The following is a 15,879-nucleotide window of genomic DNA, read 5'->3' as shown; positions in this document are numbered from 1 at the left end:
AACGCCGAAACGCATCCAGGCCTGCCGTTCGCGTTCGCGATCCGGATTACTTACCGGCACGCAGGCCGCCCGAGCGGGCGCTTGAAGGTGCCTTGTAGCTGGACCGCGGGGTGATTGTGCGATTGTTGAAGCTTGATTTTGTCACCCCGGCGGACCGCTGGCGGCTGATCAGCGAGCCGATCAGCGCACCGGCCAGGAATCCGGTCCCGGAGAACCGCAGGCCGGTCGAGTTTCCGCTCACATCCGAGGCGATCAGGCGCTTGTTTTCCTCGTCGATTTCAACGGTGAAAACGTCACCCTCTTCACTGTCCTGAACGCCATTTTCGTTTGCATCGGCAAAGCCCAGGAATTTGGCATCCTGCTGGGTTTCAAGACCAAGGGTTTGATCAAAGAACCGAGGTTCGGAGTTCATGACGTTTGTCAGATACTCAGTAAATTCCTTGATCTGCGAATCGCCTGCCGTGGTAACATTGTTTTCACCTAAGAAGGCTTCGTAGTTCATCAGCGCATACTCGGTGCGGTCCAAGACCTGGCCCAGGTCCGCTGTCTGCTCTCTTTGGGGGGCAAGGAACATGGAGTAGGCAACAAAACCGGCAATGCCAATAAATGCGATAGTTTTAACTTTTCCAAGCATATTCAATTCTCTGTATGAAATTCGGGGCAGTCTTTATCATTCGGGTGCAATGAGCATACCCACCAATCCTGCTGCAACCCCAAACTGTAAAAATCTTTCAGGCTGCCGCAAAGTTTGAACCCTTGTGATCGAAGAGCTGCACTATTTGCCGTTGAAAGATCTGACGGCAGCACCAGCACAGCCATGCGTGCGCCATTGACGGCAGCATCTGCCAGAACGGCTTCTGCCCCCTCTAGGCCTTTACCCGTTTCCTGCCAGTTTAGACCAGCTACCTTGTCTCCTTCCGGCGCTTTTTCGGCCCCGGTGAACTGGATCCCATTGGAAACCTTCAGCTCTGGTGCGGGTGGGGCGGCCTGATCATGGTTGACCAGCGCATAGATCATCTTGGCTTCTCCCGGTTCATGGTAATCCGGCACCGTTACTTCCAGGTCCGCACCAAACTCCTCATACATACGGTGCGCGGCTGCATAGATCTGTTCACCGTCTTCCGCGTAGTCACTGGTTTCAATGAAGAGCTTTCGCATCTGTCTGTCTGTAAGTTTCTGCAATAGGTCTGACATCATCTGCCGCCCCAGCCCCTGGCCGGCGCAGTCCTGGTCCAGATAAGTCCAGGATAACCATGCAACGCCATCGGCTTCGGTATCCGGAGTATATCCAGTCACACCAAGAATGCTGCTGCCCTGTTTAAGAATGAACATATTGCTGACACCTTGGCTGAGCATTGCGGCCTCGGCTTCTGCCGCGTCGTCTTCATCCGTTTGTGCAATGATTTCAACCACGCGGGAAAGGTGGTTGAGTATCATAGGTTTCAGCGCGGGTGCTTTGGTGCCAAAGAGATTTTCGAACATATAGAATACCCCTCCCAGGGCGGCAGAAACAGCGTGGGAATAAATTGCGAGGCTTTCATCGGCGAAATGCAACTCGGCTGCAAGCAGTGCCGCGCCCCAAAGCAGAAACCAAGGGCGCTGTTTCTTGGACGCCACTGAAAGCGCAGCGCAGCTGCCAAGCCCATAGGCCACACCAGAGGCTCCCGCATAGCCGGGTCCTACAATGACGAGTTCCGCCCCTGTCCCCAACACAGCGCATGCTAGCATTAATAAAACAGTGCCCATATGGCCGAGGCGAGGCTCTACATGCCATCCCGCCAAGGCGATGATCAAAGCGTTGACAGCCAAATGGAGCACCGATCCGTGACGCAATACGCCTGTCAAAAGCTCAGCAAAGCTCCGCAACCCTACCGTGCCTGAGACTGGCCCAAGGTGGAGATACGCCCAAAGTATCAATAGATTGAATCCAAGGGATGCCGGTGAAACCAGAAGAAAGGAACCAACTCTTTGTATCATGATGAAAGACTATCCGACATTAACTCAGCCCAGTGCTGTCGCCTGCATTGCCCAATGCCATTTGTCGGCACTTCATGGCAGTCCTTAACCCTAAAACAGGCATAGAAGTATGCACCCCTTTAGCGGTGCTACCAAGCTGCAGACAGGGAATGTGCCGACGTCGGAAACAAATTTCCCCAACCTGCTTTCGCAGTATTCTGAAGATTCTTTACTACTCTTACATGCGAATTGCGATGTCGGCTTTGGGCTGAGGCTGTGTGAAAACTCGCCTTTATCAGCTTTCCCGACCTTGTTCCCGAGCAGCTTCGTCGTTGATCTTGCAAGTGGACGGCTTGGTTGTCTGCGACGACGTGCAGTTTCTTTTGCCCAAGCGCTGTCTTCGCCACCTTGGCCATGGGAGCCAGCTGATCGCGGTCAGAAACCTGGTTGGTTACCTCGTGCGCCACGATCAGATGGGTGCCGGTATCACCGCGCTTTGGACGTTGTAGCCCACATGGCCGTTGCCACGCGTGCTGGTCGTCATGGCGCGTGCCCGGGTCGGTCAGGGAAATCTGCCCATTTGGCGCATCCGCCAGAGCCTTCTCCATCGCCTTAAGGCGTTTAACTTCCTGCCGGAGCCGCCCATGGCGCTTACCTAGATGCGCGAGCCTTTCCACCCTGGCTTCTCCGGCTTCTTGCCGGTCAATGCGGACCATCTCGTCGATGTAGCGCTCGACATCAGCCTCAAGATGGGCCAATCGGCTTGCAATCTTGCGCTTTGTGAAGTTCCGGTCCCCGTTTTTGACCGCCTTGAACTTGCTTCCGGCAATGGCGACGCAGGCCCCTTTGAGGACACCAGCACGGCGGCACAGTTCCAGGATTTGAGCGCAGGTCCGGTGAACGGCGGCGCCGTTGTCGCGGCGGAAGTCGGCGATGGTCTTGTGGTCAGGCACAAGGCGCCCGGTCAGCCACATCACTTCGATGTTGCGCCCGGCCTCCCGCTCAAGGCGGCGGCTAGAGGGGATGTAATTCAGATAGCCATAGATGAAGAGCTTTAGAAGCACGGCGGGATGATACCCCGGCCGCCCGGTTCGTGCAGGAGCGTGACGGCTGAAACCCAGCGCAGCCAGATCGAGTTCCTCGGCGAAGAGATCGACCACACGGACCAGATGATCACCGCAGATCCAATTTTCAAGCCGTTCCGGAAGCAGCGTTGTCTGATCCCGATCTACGCCCTCGATAAAACCTGCCAGATTAACTCCCGCTGCCCGTCTGGAGATTACCATGCTAGGGAGTTTCCACACAGCCTCGGCTTCGAGCCACCCAATGCCAGTGCGGCACCCCGGCGCGGCAGCAACGGCGGCTGAGGGCCTGTTCTGTTGAAAAACCCGGGTTGTTTTGGGTGTTGAGTGCTGATTCACTTTCCGCGAGGCAAGCGGAGGTGCATGGCAATGATGGGGCCACGGCAGGAAGCGCAGGGCGCGCTGTTCTATGAGTTCCCGATCGAGGATCATGTCCCGCAGGATCACATGCTTCGGGCGATAGATCGGTTCGTCGACCTGTCTGGCATCCGGCGGCACCTGGCTCCTTTCTACAGTCCGGCCGGCAGGCCGCCGGTTGATCCGGAACTGATGATCCGGATGCTCCTGGCCGGTTACACGATGGGCACCCGCTCGGAGCGGCGGCTCTGCGAGGAGGTGCATCTCAACCTCGCCTATCGCTGGTTCTGCCGCCTCGATCTGACCGGCCCAGTGCCCGGCCATTCGACCTTCTCAAAGAACCGGCCCTCTAGGCGATGCTTGCATCGCCTGCCGGGTGATACACGGCCGGTTCCGCGATAGCGATCTCTTGCGGCATCTGTTCGAGACGGTGGCCGCGCGCTGCATCGAGGAAGGATTGGCGAGTGGTCAGCGCTTTGCGGCGGATGCCAGCCTGATCCAGGCCGATGCCAACCGGCAGAACTCGTCGCCGCAAGCGGACTGGGCCCCCGAGAAGATCAACCCCGAGAACGCGCCGCGCGCTGTCAGGGAGGATCTGGCGGCGCTCGGCGATGCGGCCTTCGGCGCGGCCAGCCCGGTAAAGCCGAAGTTCACCTCGCATTCCGATCCGGCCTCGCAATGGGCCGGCGCACGGGGTGGAGCCGCCTATTTTGCCTATTCCACGAACGACCTGATCGACACCGGCAATGGCGTGATCCTCGATGTCGAGGCGACCCGCTCGATCCGGCAAGCCGGGGCCGGTGCCGTGCGGACAATGGTGGATCGGGTGAGCGATACCTTCGACCTGAAACCTGAACGCCTGATCGCCGATACCGCTTACGGCACCGGCGAAATGCTCGATTGGCTGGACCGGCAGCGCGGGATCGCCCCGCATATCCCGGTGATCCACTGCCCGGCAGGGCATTGCGCAGCAATGTCCCGAGAGGGGACAAGTCCGGGCGCAAGGACGGCACCTTTGAACGGGCCGGCTTCACCTAGGATGCCGGGAACGACGCCTGCATCTGCCCTGGCGGTAAGGAGCTCAAGCAATACCGGCGCGCGTTCACGACACCCAGATCGGGCGCCAATAAGGACGGCACCCTGCGCTACCGGGCCCGCAAACCAGACTGTGAGGCCTGTGCCCTGAAGCCGCGGTGCTGCCCCAAGGAGCCGCAGCGCAAAGTGACGCGCTCGATCTTCGAGCCCTCTCGCGACGTGGCCCGCGCCATCGCCCAAACCACGCAATACGCGATCTCCTGCAAGCTCAGAAAGAAGGTCGAGATGCTGTTCGCCCACCTGAAACGCATCCTCGGTTTGGGACGGCTCCGATTGCGCGGCCCATGCGGCGCGCGCGACGAATTCCACCTCGCAGCCACCGCCCAGAACCTCAGAAAGCTCGCAAAGCTGCTACCCCTGCCGCAAACGCGGCGTCCGGCATGAAGAGCGGAGAACGCGCTTTGTTGTAGAAGGCCGCAGGGCCGCGGAAATGCCGGGTTTTTCAACGGAATAGGCTCAATGCTGCCTAATGCCAACGCCGCAAGCACCGCGATAGCAGTGGGACGGAACCGGTCATCAGCAAAAAGGGCTAAGCCTTTGAATTTCAGCCGTCTCTTTTGCGGTGCTGTCGTTCGCGTCCAATGAGTCGGCCTATGCGCCGCGAGCGGAGAAATTGGGCACTGAGCCCATTTGTTCACTTTCATGGTAAGCGCCCGGTTTCTTTTGCCTGCTTGATTGTTTCCTAATGATCTAAGACACGTGCTTAGCGACGTCGTTGTCTTGCCTGCGGCGTCACAGACATGCGCAAAGGCATCGCGGTTTTTCAGCCCTTGCCCAGGATGTTCTGCGCCAGAAGCCCGCGGGCGGTGCCGTTTTTTGCCCTCCGGGGTCGCCGCGGCGACCGGCTAAAGCTTTGTATTGGGATGGCCAGGAGTTTTGCCTTTATTACAGACACCCGCTACGCCGATAGGTGGTTGGGACGCAGATCGTGCCGCTCAGCCACCTCGTTCATGGTCACACCCGGAACCAGCGTTTCAGCAACAACGCGCCCCTTGTAAGCATTGCTCCAGCCGCTTGCCAGACGGGCCAACAATGAACTCCAGTCGGCCAATGTCCTCCATATGGTGCTCAACATGTCCTAGGTGTTTGATCCCATGGTTTGATGGTGGGATCTGTTCTTTGGAATGGAACGAAGCACTATGGGACAAGTTCGTCACGGGAGCGCCACGCACTGTCACCTGGCAGGCGGTTTGCATGGCAAATCTGCCGAGAGGGCACGCACGCCGTCAGAGCAGCAATACAGCGATCCGCTGCCCGGCAGGGTTATGCGAAGCATGATCCCGAAAGGGACAAGCTTCGATCGCGGCACTGAGTAAGGAGCTGGACATCAATCCCAAGACCGTTGCGAAGTGGCGCAAGCATGCGACGGTGGAGGATTTGAAGACCGGGCCGAAGGAGCCGCGTTCAACCGTTCTCTCCGAAGCGGAGGAGGCAATGATCGCCGCATTCCGGCGGCATACGCTACTGCCGCTGGATGATTGCCTTTATGCTCTCCAGCCGTCGATCCCGCATCTGACGCGGCCGGCGCTGCATCGGTGCCTTCAGCGGCATGGCATCTCGCGCTTGCCGGATGCCGCGGGTGACAAGCCAAAGCGGCAGCGGTTCAAGCGATACCCCATCCACTGCCCGGCAGTGCATGTTCACATGCATGAGAGGGGGGCTTCTTTCACATTGGCATCGCCGAGGTTCAGAAGGTGGAGGGCAAGCTTTATCTCTTCGTGGGCATTCACTGCCCGGCAGTGCATTCGCAACGCGAATGTCACGAGAGAGACCGGACCAGCAAGTTCGCCATCACCCAACTCGTGGACAAGGCAGATCGCAAGACAGCTTGGGAGCCCCTCGAACACCTGCTCAAAGCCGTTCCTTACCGGATACATACGATCCAGACCGATAACGGCATCCAGTTCGCCGAGCATACCCAGCTGAAAGGCGCGCAATTTCTCCGGCGTTGCGTTATCAGGCGCGCGCCCCGGAAACCGCGTGAAGTCAGGCATCGCACGCAGATACTTCGTCTGTGTTTTGGGCTGAAGCCCCTTGATCTGCACGTCTTCGGCAAACCGCTGGCGTAGTTTGGGAACATATTGGTCTGACATCGAAACCTCCTGTCATCAGATTGAGAAGATCCAAATCGTCAGACAGGCACGCCTATCCGCCAAATCCACAGTACAAATCAGCGCGATCCAGCCGCCACAAACGCCAAGACCGCGTGAGCGGTTTCGTCCCCGTCCCGCAGACTGTGACTTGGTGCGCGGCGCAGCAAATGTCGGGAGTTGCTAAGATGCTGCGCCGTAGCGAGTTGATATCTGCCCTTCTTTAAGAACGGTGTTCATGATCGCAATGAGCTTGGACATGATGGCGGTAAAGATGACTTTCGATGGTTTTCCCCGCACCTTCAACTTGCCCCGAAGCCGCAGGTCGCTTCGCAGAGCTGAAAACGCCGCCATTCAGAGGCTTGCCCGAACGTCCTTGCGCCCGCCCGAGACATGGCGGGGGCCCTGATACGTTCCGGACTCTTTCACATATGGTGCCAAGCCAACGATAGCAGCGGCCTCGCCGTTTGTTAAAGAGTTCAATTCCGGCAGATTCGCCAGACACGCGGCTGCGGTTTTGGGTCCAATGCCTTTGATAGGCAGCATCAGTTCCGCCTTGTGCCGTAACATGGGCGTGTCAGCGGCCGGCTCCGAAATCCGTTTGTCCAACGCCTCCCTCCAGCGCGGCATGGATTGAACATGCCGTTGTAAGGATAAGTGCACCGTTTTGACCGCCGTGTGTTCCAGGCGATTCTACTCAATCCGAATGATCTTGGCCGGACATATGGCGCGGCGGGTGGCGGGATATTTGCGACCGTAAAACCACTGACTTTGGGTCTGCTTCAGGGCCGCCCGCCACCCGTTTACCGGATGGCCAGCCGGAAAACCGGCCGCCTTCAATCTGACAGAAGCTGGATTGAGGGCAATATCGAACACATAATCCCGGGGGTGAATTGAGCCGCAGGCTCAAGAGGGGGCAGCGCCCCCGCTTTTTTCACATCTCCCAGGGAAACGTGTCGAGCCGCACCGGCCGGTCTGCGGTGACCAGCACCTGGGTTTCCAGCTTGACCGACTCGGATCCCTTCTCGCCGATCAGGCTTTCAATGCAGATCACCATGTTTTCCTCGAACTGCCCGCCGTGGGCGCCGTCAAAGTCCACATGCAGCGGCACCACCGGCCATTCGTCAGCCATGCCGACGCCATGGGCTGCCAATGAGTAACGATAGGGTTGATATGCGTCCGGGATCTGCCAGCTCTGGGCGTTGAACTCGGCAAAACTCAGCCCTGGCTGCAGCAGCGCCATGTTGTGATCGATCTGCTCCCGAGCCGCCGTGTACAGACGTTTCTGAGTATCATTCATCGGCACATAGCCGCAGGTCCAGCTGCGGGAGAGATCCGCACAATATCCATAGGGGCCGATCATGTCGGTATCGAATGAGATCATCTCTCCCTCGCGGCATTCGCGGGATGAGCATTCCTTGTACCAGGGGTTGGTGTTGGGCCCGCAGGTGAGGAGCTTGGTTTCCAGCCATTCGCCGCCCGAGCGCGCGTTCTCGAAATGCAGATGCGCCCACAGCTCCTGTTCGGTGACACCTGGCACCGAATGCTCATAGATCCGCGCCATACCGGCCTCGCAGACGCGGATGGTCCAGCGCATCAGTTCGATCTCATCTGCCGATTTGATGGCGCGGGCGGTCTCGGTAATCTGACCGCCGTCGATCACCTGAATGCCGTGTTCCGACAGCGCATGCACGCCCTCGGGCTCCATCCGGTCGACGCCCAGCCGCAGGTTTCCGCCGCCGTATTGCCCGATCAGATCTGCGATCTCCGCCGCCCAGGGGGACAGTCTGTCCGCGGCCTTGTCACCGGCGCACATGAACATCCAGCCGATGGCGTTCCTGACCTCGTCAATGCCGGGCAAGCCATTGTTCAGATGCTCGCAGCCCTTGAATTCGAACATGATGCCGGGGCCGCCGTTCAGGATCAGCGCATAGCGGATCGGGTTGTGGGCGGTCCAGACCGACATGTTGGAACAGTCGAAGGCATAGCGGATGTTGACCGGATCATATAGCAGCAGCCCCGCCACGTCCTGACGCGCCATCTCGTCGCGCAGCTGCTGCAGGCGGTAGGCGCGGGCGCGTTCCAGTACCGAATGCGGCAGCGGGGACTTCAGCGGTTTGTCCGCACCTTCGGCATTGAGGAAGACGCGTTTGCGCTCGTCCTTGAAAACAGCCAACTCGGTCACGACGCACGGCCGTAAAAGCCAATGTTTTCCGCGTCGGTGAACCGCACGCCGGGGCGTTCGTAGAAGGTGAAGACGGCGATTACGCGCGTCTTGGCCCCTTTGACGGTGCCCACCCGGTGGGGCGAGTTTTTGCCGCGGAAGATGTTGAGGGTGCCGGGGGCCAGGGTGATGGCGCGCATGTTGGGATCTTCGCCCGCCAGCAGCCGCTCGACGCCCTCATAATTCGGGTCGTCATCGCTGCGCAGTTCGGGACTGTAGATGAACTCACCGCCCTCATCCGGTGCTTGCAGCAGCATAGTGGTGGTAAACTCGGACCGGTCGAAATGCCAGTTCAGCGCCTGATCGGCCCCATAGGACATGATGTTCAGCCGCGCCAGCGGGTCGTCCATAGTATAGAGGTTTTCTTTGTCCATGGTGGCAGCCAGGAACGCGGCAAAGGGCGGCCAGTCATACAGACGCAGCACTGGCGATCCCTGGAACTGATCGGCGCAGAGGGTAAAATTGGACGTCTCAACTTTTTTGAGCGCCGGATGGTCCGGCGCCAGGCCGTCCACCGTGTCCTTGAAGTAGACGTTGTGTTCGCGCTTGTGGTGGAAGCTTTCGGTCTTAAACTTGCCCTGCAGCGCATCTGCGGCGCCTTGGGCCACTTCCGGCTTCATCAGCCCGTCCAGGCTGAACATGCCGTCCTGCGCCAGTTCTGCGCGGCAGCGGTCCACCATGGCCTGCCAGCCGGGGCTGCCGGGGCGGTCGAGCGGGTAACGCTCCAGATCAAGAATATCGTGCATAGGATGTTCCTTGGGGTTCTTTTGCTTACACAAAGCCTGCGCGCTGGACGGGGATCTGACCACTATAAAATATCTTGGCGAGCATAAGAAAATCTTGCACTGTGCAGCCATGAAACTGCCGCCGCTGAATGCTCTTCGCGCTTTTGAATGCGCCGCCCGGACCGGGAGTTTTTCGGCTGCGGGCGCGGAGCTGGGAGTGAGTTCGGCGGCGGTGTCGATGCAGGTGAAAAACCTTGAGGACTGGCTGGGGCTGAAGCTGTTCATCCGCCGTGCGAACCAGGTGCGGCTGACCGATGCGGGGCGCGATTATTACCAGAAAGCCGCTATGTCGCTGGCAGAGATCGCCAGTTTCACCCAAGCGCTGACCGAGGGCCGCGGGTACCGTCCGCTGGTGATTTCGGCGACGCCTGCACTGGGGCAGCTGTGGCTGCCGGAACGGCTGAAGATCTTTTCGGGCGTGCGCCCGGATGTGCCTGTACGTCTCCGGATCGAGGATGACAGTATCGATCTTGAGGCTGAGGGCATTGATGCCCGGCTGTCTTATGGCGGCGAACATCCGGATTACCGGACACAGGAAATGTTCACCGACCGCCTGGTGCCGGTTGGCATTGATCCGGGGGCGGATATGCGGACAGCGCCGCTGGTGGAGGTGAGCTGGGGGGAGACGATTTCCTCGGTCCCCGGCTGGCGGCAGTATATTAAGCAGCACGGAATTACCCGCAAAAACCCAGTGGCAGCAGTGATTGCGCAATCGGTGCCGTCAGTCGTGCCGCTGGTGCAGGCGGGACTGGGTATTGCACTGCTGCCCGAGCAGGTGGTGAGCGGTGAAATCCGCGCGGGCAGGCTGCACCGGCTGGCCGGTCCGGCGCTGGAGATGCCGCGCCCCTATGTGCTGGTGACTGCGCATTACAAGTCGCGCTCACGGCGATTGCGGGCGCTTGCGGGGGCGCTGGGCGTCCGATAAGGCGCCGGTTCTGCCGCATTTGGCGGATCCGTTTTGAAAACTGCCGCTTAACAGTATATGAGGGTGGCCTGCCGGCCCCTATATGGGCCGTATCACTGGGGGTAACGCCGATGAACATTCACAACCGCGATGCTGCAGAGGCGCCGGACCGCGAGGCGGCTGCCGCCGCGCTGGATGTGCTGCGGGCCTGGGCCGGCACTGTGACCGAGACCGAGATCGCCCAGCTGGACCCTGCTGTGGCGCGGCTGCTGCCCGGCCGTGAGGTGGGCAATTACCCGGATCTGTCGCGGCACTACCCCGAAGATTTCACGTCGGACGAGGCTTACCGCGCCACGCTGCCCGATCTGCAGAACGGGCCGACCAGCCTGATCCGCGGCGCGCAGGAGCAGATCCAGCATGTGGGGATTTCAAATTTCCGCCTGCCGATCCGGTTCCACACCCGCGATGACGGCGATCTGACGCTGGAAACCAGCGTGACCGGCACCGTCAGCTTGGACGCCGGCAAGAAGGGCATCAACATGTCCCGGATCATGCGCACCTTTTATAAACACGCCGAGCGCACCTTCAGTTTCGAGGTGATGGCCGCGGCGCTGGATGATTACCTGAGCGATCTGGACAGCCCCGATGCGCGCATTCAGATGCGGTTCTCCTTTCCTGCGCGGGTTCAAAGCCTGCGGTCCGGTCTCAGCGGCTATCAGTATTACGATTTTGCGCTGGAATTGGTGGACCATGACGGCGTGCGCGAAAAGATCATGCATATGGATTATGTCTATTCCTCGACCTGCCCGTGCTCCTTGGAACTGTCCGAGCACGCCCGCCAGTCGCGCGGCCAGCTGGCGACGCCGCATTCGCAGCGCTCGGTGGCGCGGATTTCGCTGCAGTCGGTGCCGGAGAGCGGCTGCCTGTGGTTCGAGGATCTGATCGAACTGTGCCGCCAGGCGGTGCCGACCGAGACGCAGGTGATGGTCAAGCGCGAGGATGAACAGGCCTTTGCCGAGCTGAACGCTGCCAACCCGATCTTTGTCGAGGATGCGGCGCGTTTGTTTTGCGAGGCGCTGCAGGGCGATTCGCGAATCGGTGATTTCCGGGTGGTGGCCAGCCATCAGGAAAGCCTGCACAGCCATGACGCGGTCAGTGTGCTGACCCAGGGTCCGCTGTTCAAGGCGATGAGCCTGGATCCGAAACTGTTCTCGACCCTGATCCATCAAGGCTAGCCTGCCGGGCGGCGTGCCCGATTTGAAGGCAGGCATACGGCTGACCTCCCGTAATTTCTGCGCCGCCGCATTTTTTATGCTGCCGTGCAGCGAAACATGGTAAACTCCGGGCTGTAGCCTGGAGGATTCTCCAGGTGTTCAGGGGAGCCGTTGTGCATGGGGCAGGGATCTTACACCCGGTTGCCGATGCTGCAGGCCCGGATCTGCTCCGGTGCCGCACCTCTCCTTTTTTGCCCGGCCGCAACACCAACAGGCAGGGTAAAAACAGTGCATGAAGTAAGGAGTATCTGATGAGCAGTTTTCACCAGCACGGCGCATTCTCAGCCCTGGCGCATGAATGGGCAGGTTATACGGCAGGCACGCAGCTGAAGCTGTGGCGGCAGATGACCGAAGCGGCGATTACGGCGCCGCTGGAGCAGATGCGGGCCGCGCATTCCATGTTTGAGTTGCAGCGGAAAATCCTCGGCTTCGCGGTGCCGCTGCAGGCAAGGCCGGAAACTGCACTGCCGCAGACCGCCCAACCGTCAACGCCTGCGAAAGAAGACACTTCAGTTGCGGCCGCAGTGCAAGCCACGCAACCGCCTGCCAGGAAAGCGGCAGAAAAACCTGCCGCCAAAAAGAATCCGGTTGCCGTAAAACCGGCAGAGCGCAAGACCGCGGACCAAAAACCGGCCGTGCGGGCTGCTGCAGCAAAGGCAGCTGTTGGTAAAACCGTGCCGGCCGAGGCAGCAGTTGCCAAGCCGGAAGTTGCAGAACCAGTGGCGGCGAAGGCAAATCAGGCAACGGCACACGCAACAGGGAAAACGGCCGCTGAAGCGGTTTCCGAACCATCTGCGGTGTTCCGCGGATCCGCTACCCGCCGCGGCAGCCCTGAAAAGCAGCAGAACCCTGCGCAGTCCGCTGCAGTGGCGGCAGTGACCAAGTCCTTTGCTGTGCAGACGCCCGCACCGGAAACGGCGCCCCCTGCTGCTAAGCCGGCGCGATCAGAGAGTGCGGCGCCAGGCAAACGCCCGCGCAAGCCGTCCAAACCGCGCAAGATGCCCGCACGCAACGCTGTAAAAGCCGGCGAGGGCAAGGAATAGCGGCGCAGGCTTGACACTTACCGTGCGCAGGTCCAACGCTGCCCCGCATGTTGGATCTCCGCCCGGTAGGATATGTCATCGGCCTTTTGGTCGTCATCTTGGGAGCCATGATGCTGTTCCCGCTGCTGGTCGATCTGTTGGATGGCCGTGGCGAATGGCATGTGTTTCTTGAAAGTGCGCTCTTCACCATTCTCGTCGGCGGGTTGCTGGCCTTAAGCTGCGCCAATGGCGTGAAGGAGGGGCTGAGCATCCGCCAGACCTTTTTGCTGACCACCACCGTATGGCTGGCGCTGCCGCTGTTCGGGGCGATTCCGCTGATGCTGGGGGCAACCGAGCTGCGGTTTGTTGATGCGTTTTTCGAGGCGATGTCGGGGTTGACCACCACCGGATCAACAGTGATTTCGGGGCTGGACGACCTGCCGCGCGGACTGCTGTTGTGGCGCGGCATCCTGCAATGGCTGGGCGGTATCGGCATCATCGTTGTGGCGATGGTGTTCCTGCCCGAGCTGCGGGTCGGCGGGATGCAGATCTTTAAATCGGAAAGCTTTGACACCTTTGGCAAAATCCTGCCCCGCGCGCAGGCGATCGCCAAGCAGATCTCGTTGATCTACGTGTCGCTGACCATGGCCTGCATGCTGGTCTACATGGTGATGGGCATGGGGCCGTTTGATGCGCTGGTGCATTCCATGACCACCATCGCCACCGGCGGTTTTGCCAATTACGACACCTCTTTCGGGGCCTTTGCGGGGCCGGTGGAATATGCGGCGGCGATTTTCATGATCCTCGCGGCGCTGCCGTTTGTGCGTTATGTGCAGCTGATCAACGGCCATGGCACGCCGATGCTGCGGGACAGCCAGATCCGCGGCTTCATGATGACGCTGGGCATTCTGGTCGCTGTGGCAGCCGGGGTTCTGTATTACGCCAATCCGCACAGCGGTGAACAGGCGCTGCGCTCGGCCCTGTTCAACATCACCTCGATCATGTCCGGCACCGGTTATGCCAGTGCGGACTACATGCAATGGGGCAGCTTCCTGGTGATGATCTTCTTCTTTACCGGGCTGATCGGCGGTTGTGCGGGATCAACCGCCTGTTCCGTCAAGATCTTCCGCTACCAGTTGCTGCTGGCCTCGGTCAGAACGCAGATCCAGCGCATCCGGTCGCCGCATGGGGTATTTTTCACCCGCTACGAGGGCCGCCCGGTGGATGCCGAGGTGCTTAGCTCGGTGATATCCTTCTTTATGTTTTTCGTGGTGACGCTGGGGGTTGTGGCCTGGGCGCTGGCGCTGACCGGGCTGGATTTTGTGACAGCTGTGTCCGGCGCGGCAACAGCTGTCGCCAATATCGGCCCCGGCCTGGGGGATACCATCGGACCTGCGGGGAATTTCTCCACCCTTAATGATCCGGCAAAATGGATCCTGAGCGCGGCGATGCTGATCGGACGGCTGGAGCTGATGGCGGTCTACGCGATGCTGACTGTCCGCTTCTGGCGCAGCTGAACCTGCTGCGGATTGGCTGAAATTGCGCAAACCGGACCTTGTGGCGGTTTGCCGCGCTGAAACGGCGGCCTGAACCGCAGCTTCCTTGCCCGATGGGGCTGCCCGCTCTTGCCCTTAAGAGACCGCTCGCATATGAGGCACGGGACTGAAACCCGCAAGCGCAGGGAGACCCGCTCCATATGCCCGTACTTGTGATGAAATTCGGCGGCACGTCCGTCGCCAACCTGGACCGCATCCGCCGCGCTGCCAAACGCGTCGGTGTTGAGGTGGCCAAGGGCTATGACGTGATCGTCATCGTGTCGGCGATGTCCGGCAAGACCAACGAACTGGTCGGCTGGGTTGATGAGACCTCGCCGCTGTATGATGCGCGCGAATATGATGCGATTGTGTCTTCGGGCGAGAATGTGACCGCTGGCCTGATGGCGCTGACGCTGCAGGAAATGGATGTTCCCGCCCGCAGCTGGCAGGGCTGGCAAGTGCCGCTTTTGACCACCTCGGCGCATAGCCAGGCGCGGATCGAAGAGATCCCGCCGGAAAACATCCGCGCCAAGTTTGATGAAGGCATGAAAGTGGCGGTTGTGGCCGGTTTCCAGGGCATCAGCCCTGAAGGCCGCATCACCACGCTGGGCCGGGGCGGTTCGGACACTACCGCGGTGGCCTTTGCGGCGGCGTTTGAGGCCGAGCGCTGCGATATTTATACCGACGTGGACGGCGTTTATACCACCGACCCGCGGATTTGCGACAAGGCGCGCAAGCTGGACAAGATTGCGTTTGAGGAAATGCTGGAGCTGGCGTCGCTGGGCGCCAAGGTGCTGCAGACCCGCTCGGTTGAACTGGCGATGCGCTATAAGGTTAAGCTGCGCGTGCTGTCGAGCTTTGAGGAACAAACTGACGAGGCCGGTACCCTGGTCTGCGCCGAGGAGGAAATCATGGAATCCAATGTTGTGGCCGGTGTGGCCTATTCCCGTGACGAGGCCAAGCTGACCGTGCAATCGGTGGCCGACCGCCCCGGCATCGCGGCAACCATTTTCACCACCCTCAGTGATGCGGGTGTGAATGTAGACATGATTGTGCAGGATATCTCGGACGAGGGCCGCACCGATATGACCTTCTCCTGCCCGACTGACCAGGTTGCACGTGCCGAACAGGCGCTGCTGGCCATCAAGGAAAAGGGCGAGCTGAACTATGCTGAACTCTTGGCCGACAAGGATGTGGCCAAGGTTTCTGTGGTTGGTATCGGCATGCGCTCGCAGTCCGGCGTGGCCGCCAAGATGTTCAAGGTGCTGTCGGATGAGGGCGTCAACATCAAGGTGATCACAACCTCGGAAATCAAGATCTCGGTGCTGATCGACCGCAAATACATGGAGCTGGCCGTACAGGCGCTGCATGACGCGTTTGAGCTGGAAAAAGCCGGCTAAGCGCGGGCCGGAAAACTATTTTCTGTAAATTGCAAAGGCGCCGATCCGGCGCCTTTGTTGTGTCTGGCCTGTGGCTGGCGGTATTTTGCGCAATGCCGTGTCAGGCTGCTCTGATTGCGGGCAATGCTGCAAAAACACTTGGACTTTTTCTGCTG

General features: G+C 60.0%; 11 protein-coding genes and 4 pseudogenes. 7 read left to right on the top strand and 8 right to left on the bottom strand.

Annotated elements, in window-relative coordinates:
- Window positions 1-46: 46 nt before the first annotated feature.
- The 3 genes and pseudogenes from K3555_RS11535 to K3555_RS11525 all read right to left on the bottom strand — a co-directional run.
- Window positions 47-634, bottom strand: coding sequence for a hypothetical protein (locus K3555_RS11535; RefSeq protein ID WP_259985067.1), 588 nt, complete (start codon window positions 632-634; stop codon window positions 47-49).
- A gap of 2 nt (window positions 635-636) precedes the next feature.
- Window positions 637-1,977, bottom strand: coding sequence for a rhomboid family intramembrane serine protease (locus tag K3555_RS11530; RefSeq protein ID WP_260005201.1), 1,341 nt, complete (start codon window positions 1,975-1,977; stop codon window positions 637-639).
- A 338-nt stretch (window positions 1,978-2,315) separates the two neighbouring features.
- Window positions 2,316-3,209 (bottom strand): annotated as a pseudogene (locus K3555_RS11525) (transposase); the annotation flags it as partial.
- 198 nt (window positions 3,210-3,407) lie between these two features.
- Here K3555_RS11525 and K3555_RS11520 point away from each other — a divergent pair.
- Window positions 3,408-4,874: pseudogene (locus K3555_RS11520) on the top strand (IS1182 family transposase).
- Window positions 4,875-5,388: 514 nt separating this feature from the next.
- Here the strand turns inward: K3555_RS11520 and K3555_RS11515 are convergent.
- Entirely contained in the window at window positions 5,389-5,520 is a 132-nt protein-coding gene (locus tag K3555_RS11515; protein WP_259985061.1) for a transposase, read from the bottom strand.
- A 235-nt stretch (window positions 5,521-5,755) separates the two neighbouring features.
- Here K3555_RS11515 and K3555_RS11510 point away from each other — a divergent pair.
- Window positions 5,756-6,403 (top strand): annotated as a pseudogene (locus K3555_RS11510) (hypothetical protein); the annotation flags it as partial.
- Window positions 6,404-6,463: 60 nt separating this feature from the next.
- Here the strand turns inward: K3555_RS11510 and K3555_RS11505 are convergent.
- The 4 genes and pseudogenes from K3555_RS11505 to K3555_RS11495 form a co-directional block, all read right to left on the bottom strand.
- Window positions 6,464-6,583 (bottom strand): annotated as a pseudogene (locus K3555_RS11505) (integrase); the annotation flags it as partial.
- A 351-nt stretch (window positions 6,584-6,934) separates the two neighbouring features.
- Window positions 6,935-7,126 (bottom strand): transposase, encoded by a 192-nt coding sequence (locus K3555_RS24985; RefSeq protein WP_409201694.1) that lies wholly within the window; start codon window positions 7,124-7,126, stop codon window positions 6,935-6,937.
- A gap of 388 nt (window positions 7,127-7,514) precedes the next feature.
- A complete protein-coding gene (locus tag K3555_RS11500; RefSeq protein ID WP_260005200.1) occupies window positions 7,515-8,765 on the bottom strand; it encodes a Xaa-Pro peptidase family protein in 1,251 nt (416 codons plus the stop codon).
- Window positions 8,762-9,550 carry a 2OG-Fe(II) oxygenase gene (locus tag K3555_RS11495; protein WP_260005199.1) on the bottom strand — a complete coding sequence of 263 codons (789 nt, stop codon included), beginning with the start codon at window positions 9,548-9,550 and terminating at the stop codon, window positions 8,762-8,764. Before K3555_RS11495 ends, K3555_RS11500 begins: the two co-directional genes overlap by 4 nt.
- A gap of 109 nt (window positions 9,551-9,659) precedes the next feature.
- Between K3555_RS11495 and K3555_RS11490 the strand changes: the two genes are divergently transcribed.
- The 5 genes from K3555_RS11490 to K3555_RS11470 all read left to right on the top strand — a co-directional run bounded on the left by K3555_RS11490 (window position 9,660) and on the right by K3555_RS11470 (window position 15,724).
- A complete protein-coding gene (locus K3555_RS11490) occupies window positions 9,660-10,514 on the top strand; it encodes a LysR family transcriptional regulator (RefSeq protein ID WP_260005198.1) in 855 nt (284 codons plus the stop codon).
- Window positions 10,515-10,624: 110 nt separating this feature from the next.
- Window positions 10,625-11,728, top strand: coding sequence for a GTP cyclohydrolase FolE2 (gene folE2, locus K3555_RS11485; RefSeq protein ID WP_259993772.1), 1,104 nt, complete (start codon window positions 10,625-10,627; stop codon window positions 11,726-11,728).
- 290 nt (window positions 11,729-12,018) lie between these two features.
- Window positions 12,019-12,810, top strand: a complete 792-nt coding sequence (locus tag K3555_RS11480) for a hypothetical protein (RefSeq protein ID WP_260005197.1) — start codon at window positions 12,019-12,021, stop codon at window positions 12,808-12,810.
- A gap of 47 nt (window positions 12,811-12,857) precedes the next feature.
- Window positions 12,858-14,306: a TrkH family potassium uptake protein gene (locus tag K3555_RS11475; RefSeq protein WP_259985047.1), complete on the top strand. Its 1,449-nt coding sequence runs from the start codon at window positions 12,858-12,860 to the stop codon at window positions 14,304-14,306.
- Between the two features lie 179 nt (window positions 14,307-14,485).
- A complete protein-coding gene (locus tag K3555_RS11470; protein ID WP_129370346.1) occupies window positions 14,486-15,724 on the top strand; it encodes an aspartate kinase in 1,239 nt (412 codons plus the stop codon).
- The last annotated feature ends 155 nt before the right edge of the window (window positions 15,725-15,879 follow it).

It is taken from the genome of Leisingera sp. M527 (assembly GCF_025141525.1).
Classification (GTDB): Bacteria; Pseudomonadota; Alphaproteobacteria; order Rhodobacterales; family Rhodobacteraceae; genus Leisingera.
The sequence above is the reverse complement of the archived record's forward strand: the minus strand, read 5'-3'. Positions and strand labels throughout refer to the sequence as shown.

Coding starts and splice junctions, on each gene's coding strand:
- K3555_RS11535 (WP_259985067.1), bottom strand. CDS start 634: ATGCTTGGAAAAGTTAAAACTATCGCATTTATTGGCATTGCCGGTTTT.
- K3555_RS11530 (WP_260005201.1), bottom strand. CDS start 1,977: ATGATACAAAGAGTTGGTTCCTTTCTTCTGGTTTCACCGGCATCCCTT.
- K3555_RS24985 (WP_409201694.1), bottom strand. CDS start 7,126: ATGCTGCCTATCAAAGGCATTGGACCCAAAACCGCAGCCGCGTGTCTG.
- K3555_RS11495 (WP_260005199.1), bottom strand. CDS start 9,550: ATGCACGATATTCTTGATCTGGAGCGTTACCCGCTCGACCGCCCCGGC.
- K3555_RS11490 (WP_260005198.1), top strand. CDS start 9,660: ATGAAACTGCCGCCGCTGAATGCTCTTCGCGCTTTTGAATGCGCCGCC.
- folE2 (WP_259993772.1), top strand. CDS start 10,625: ATGAACATTCACAACCGCGATGCTGCAGAGGCGCCGGACCGCGAGGCG.
- K3555_RS11480 (WP_260005197.1), top strand. CDS start 12,019: ATGAGCAGTTTTCACCAGCACGGCGCATTCTCAGCCCTGGCGCATGAA.
- K3555_RS11475 (WP_259985047.1), top strand. CDS start 12,858: ATGTTGGATCTCCGCCCGGTAGGATATGTCATCGGCCTTTTGGTCGTC.
- K3555_RS11470 (WP_129370346.1), top strand. CDS start 14,486: ATGCCCGTACTTGTGATGAAATTCGGCGGCACGTCCGTCGCCAACCTG.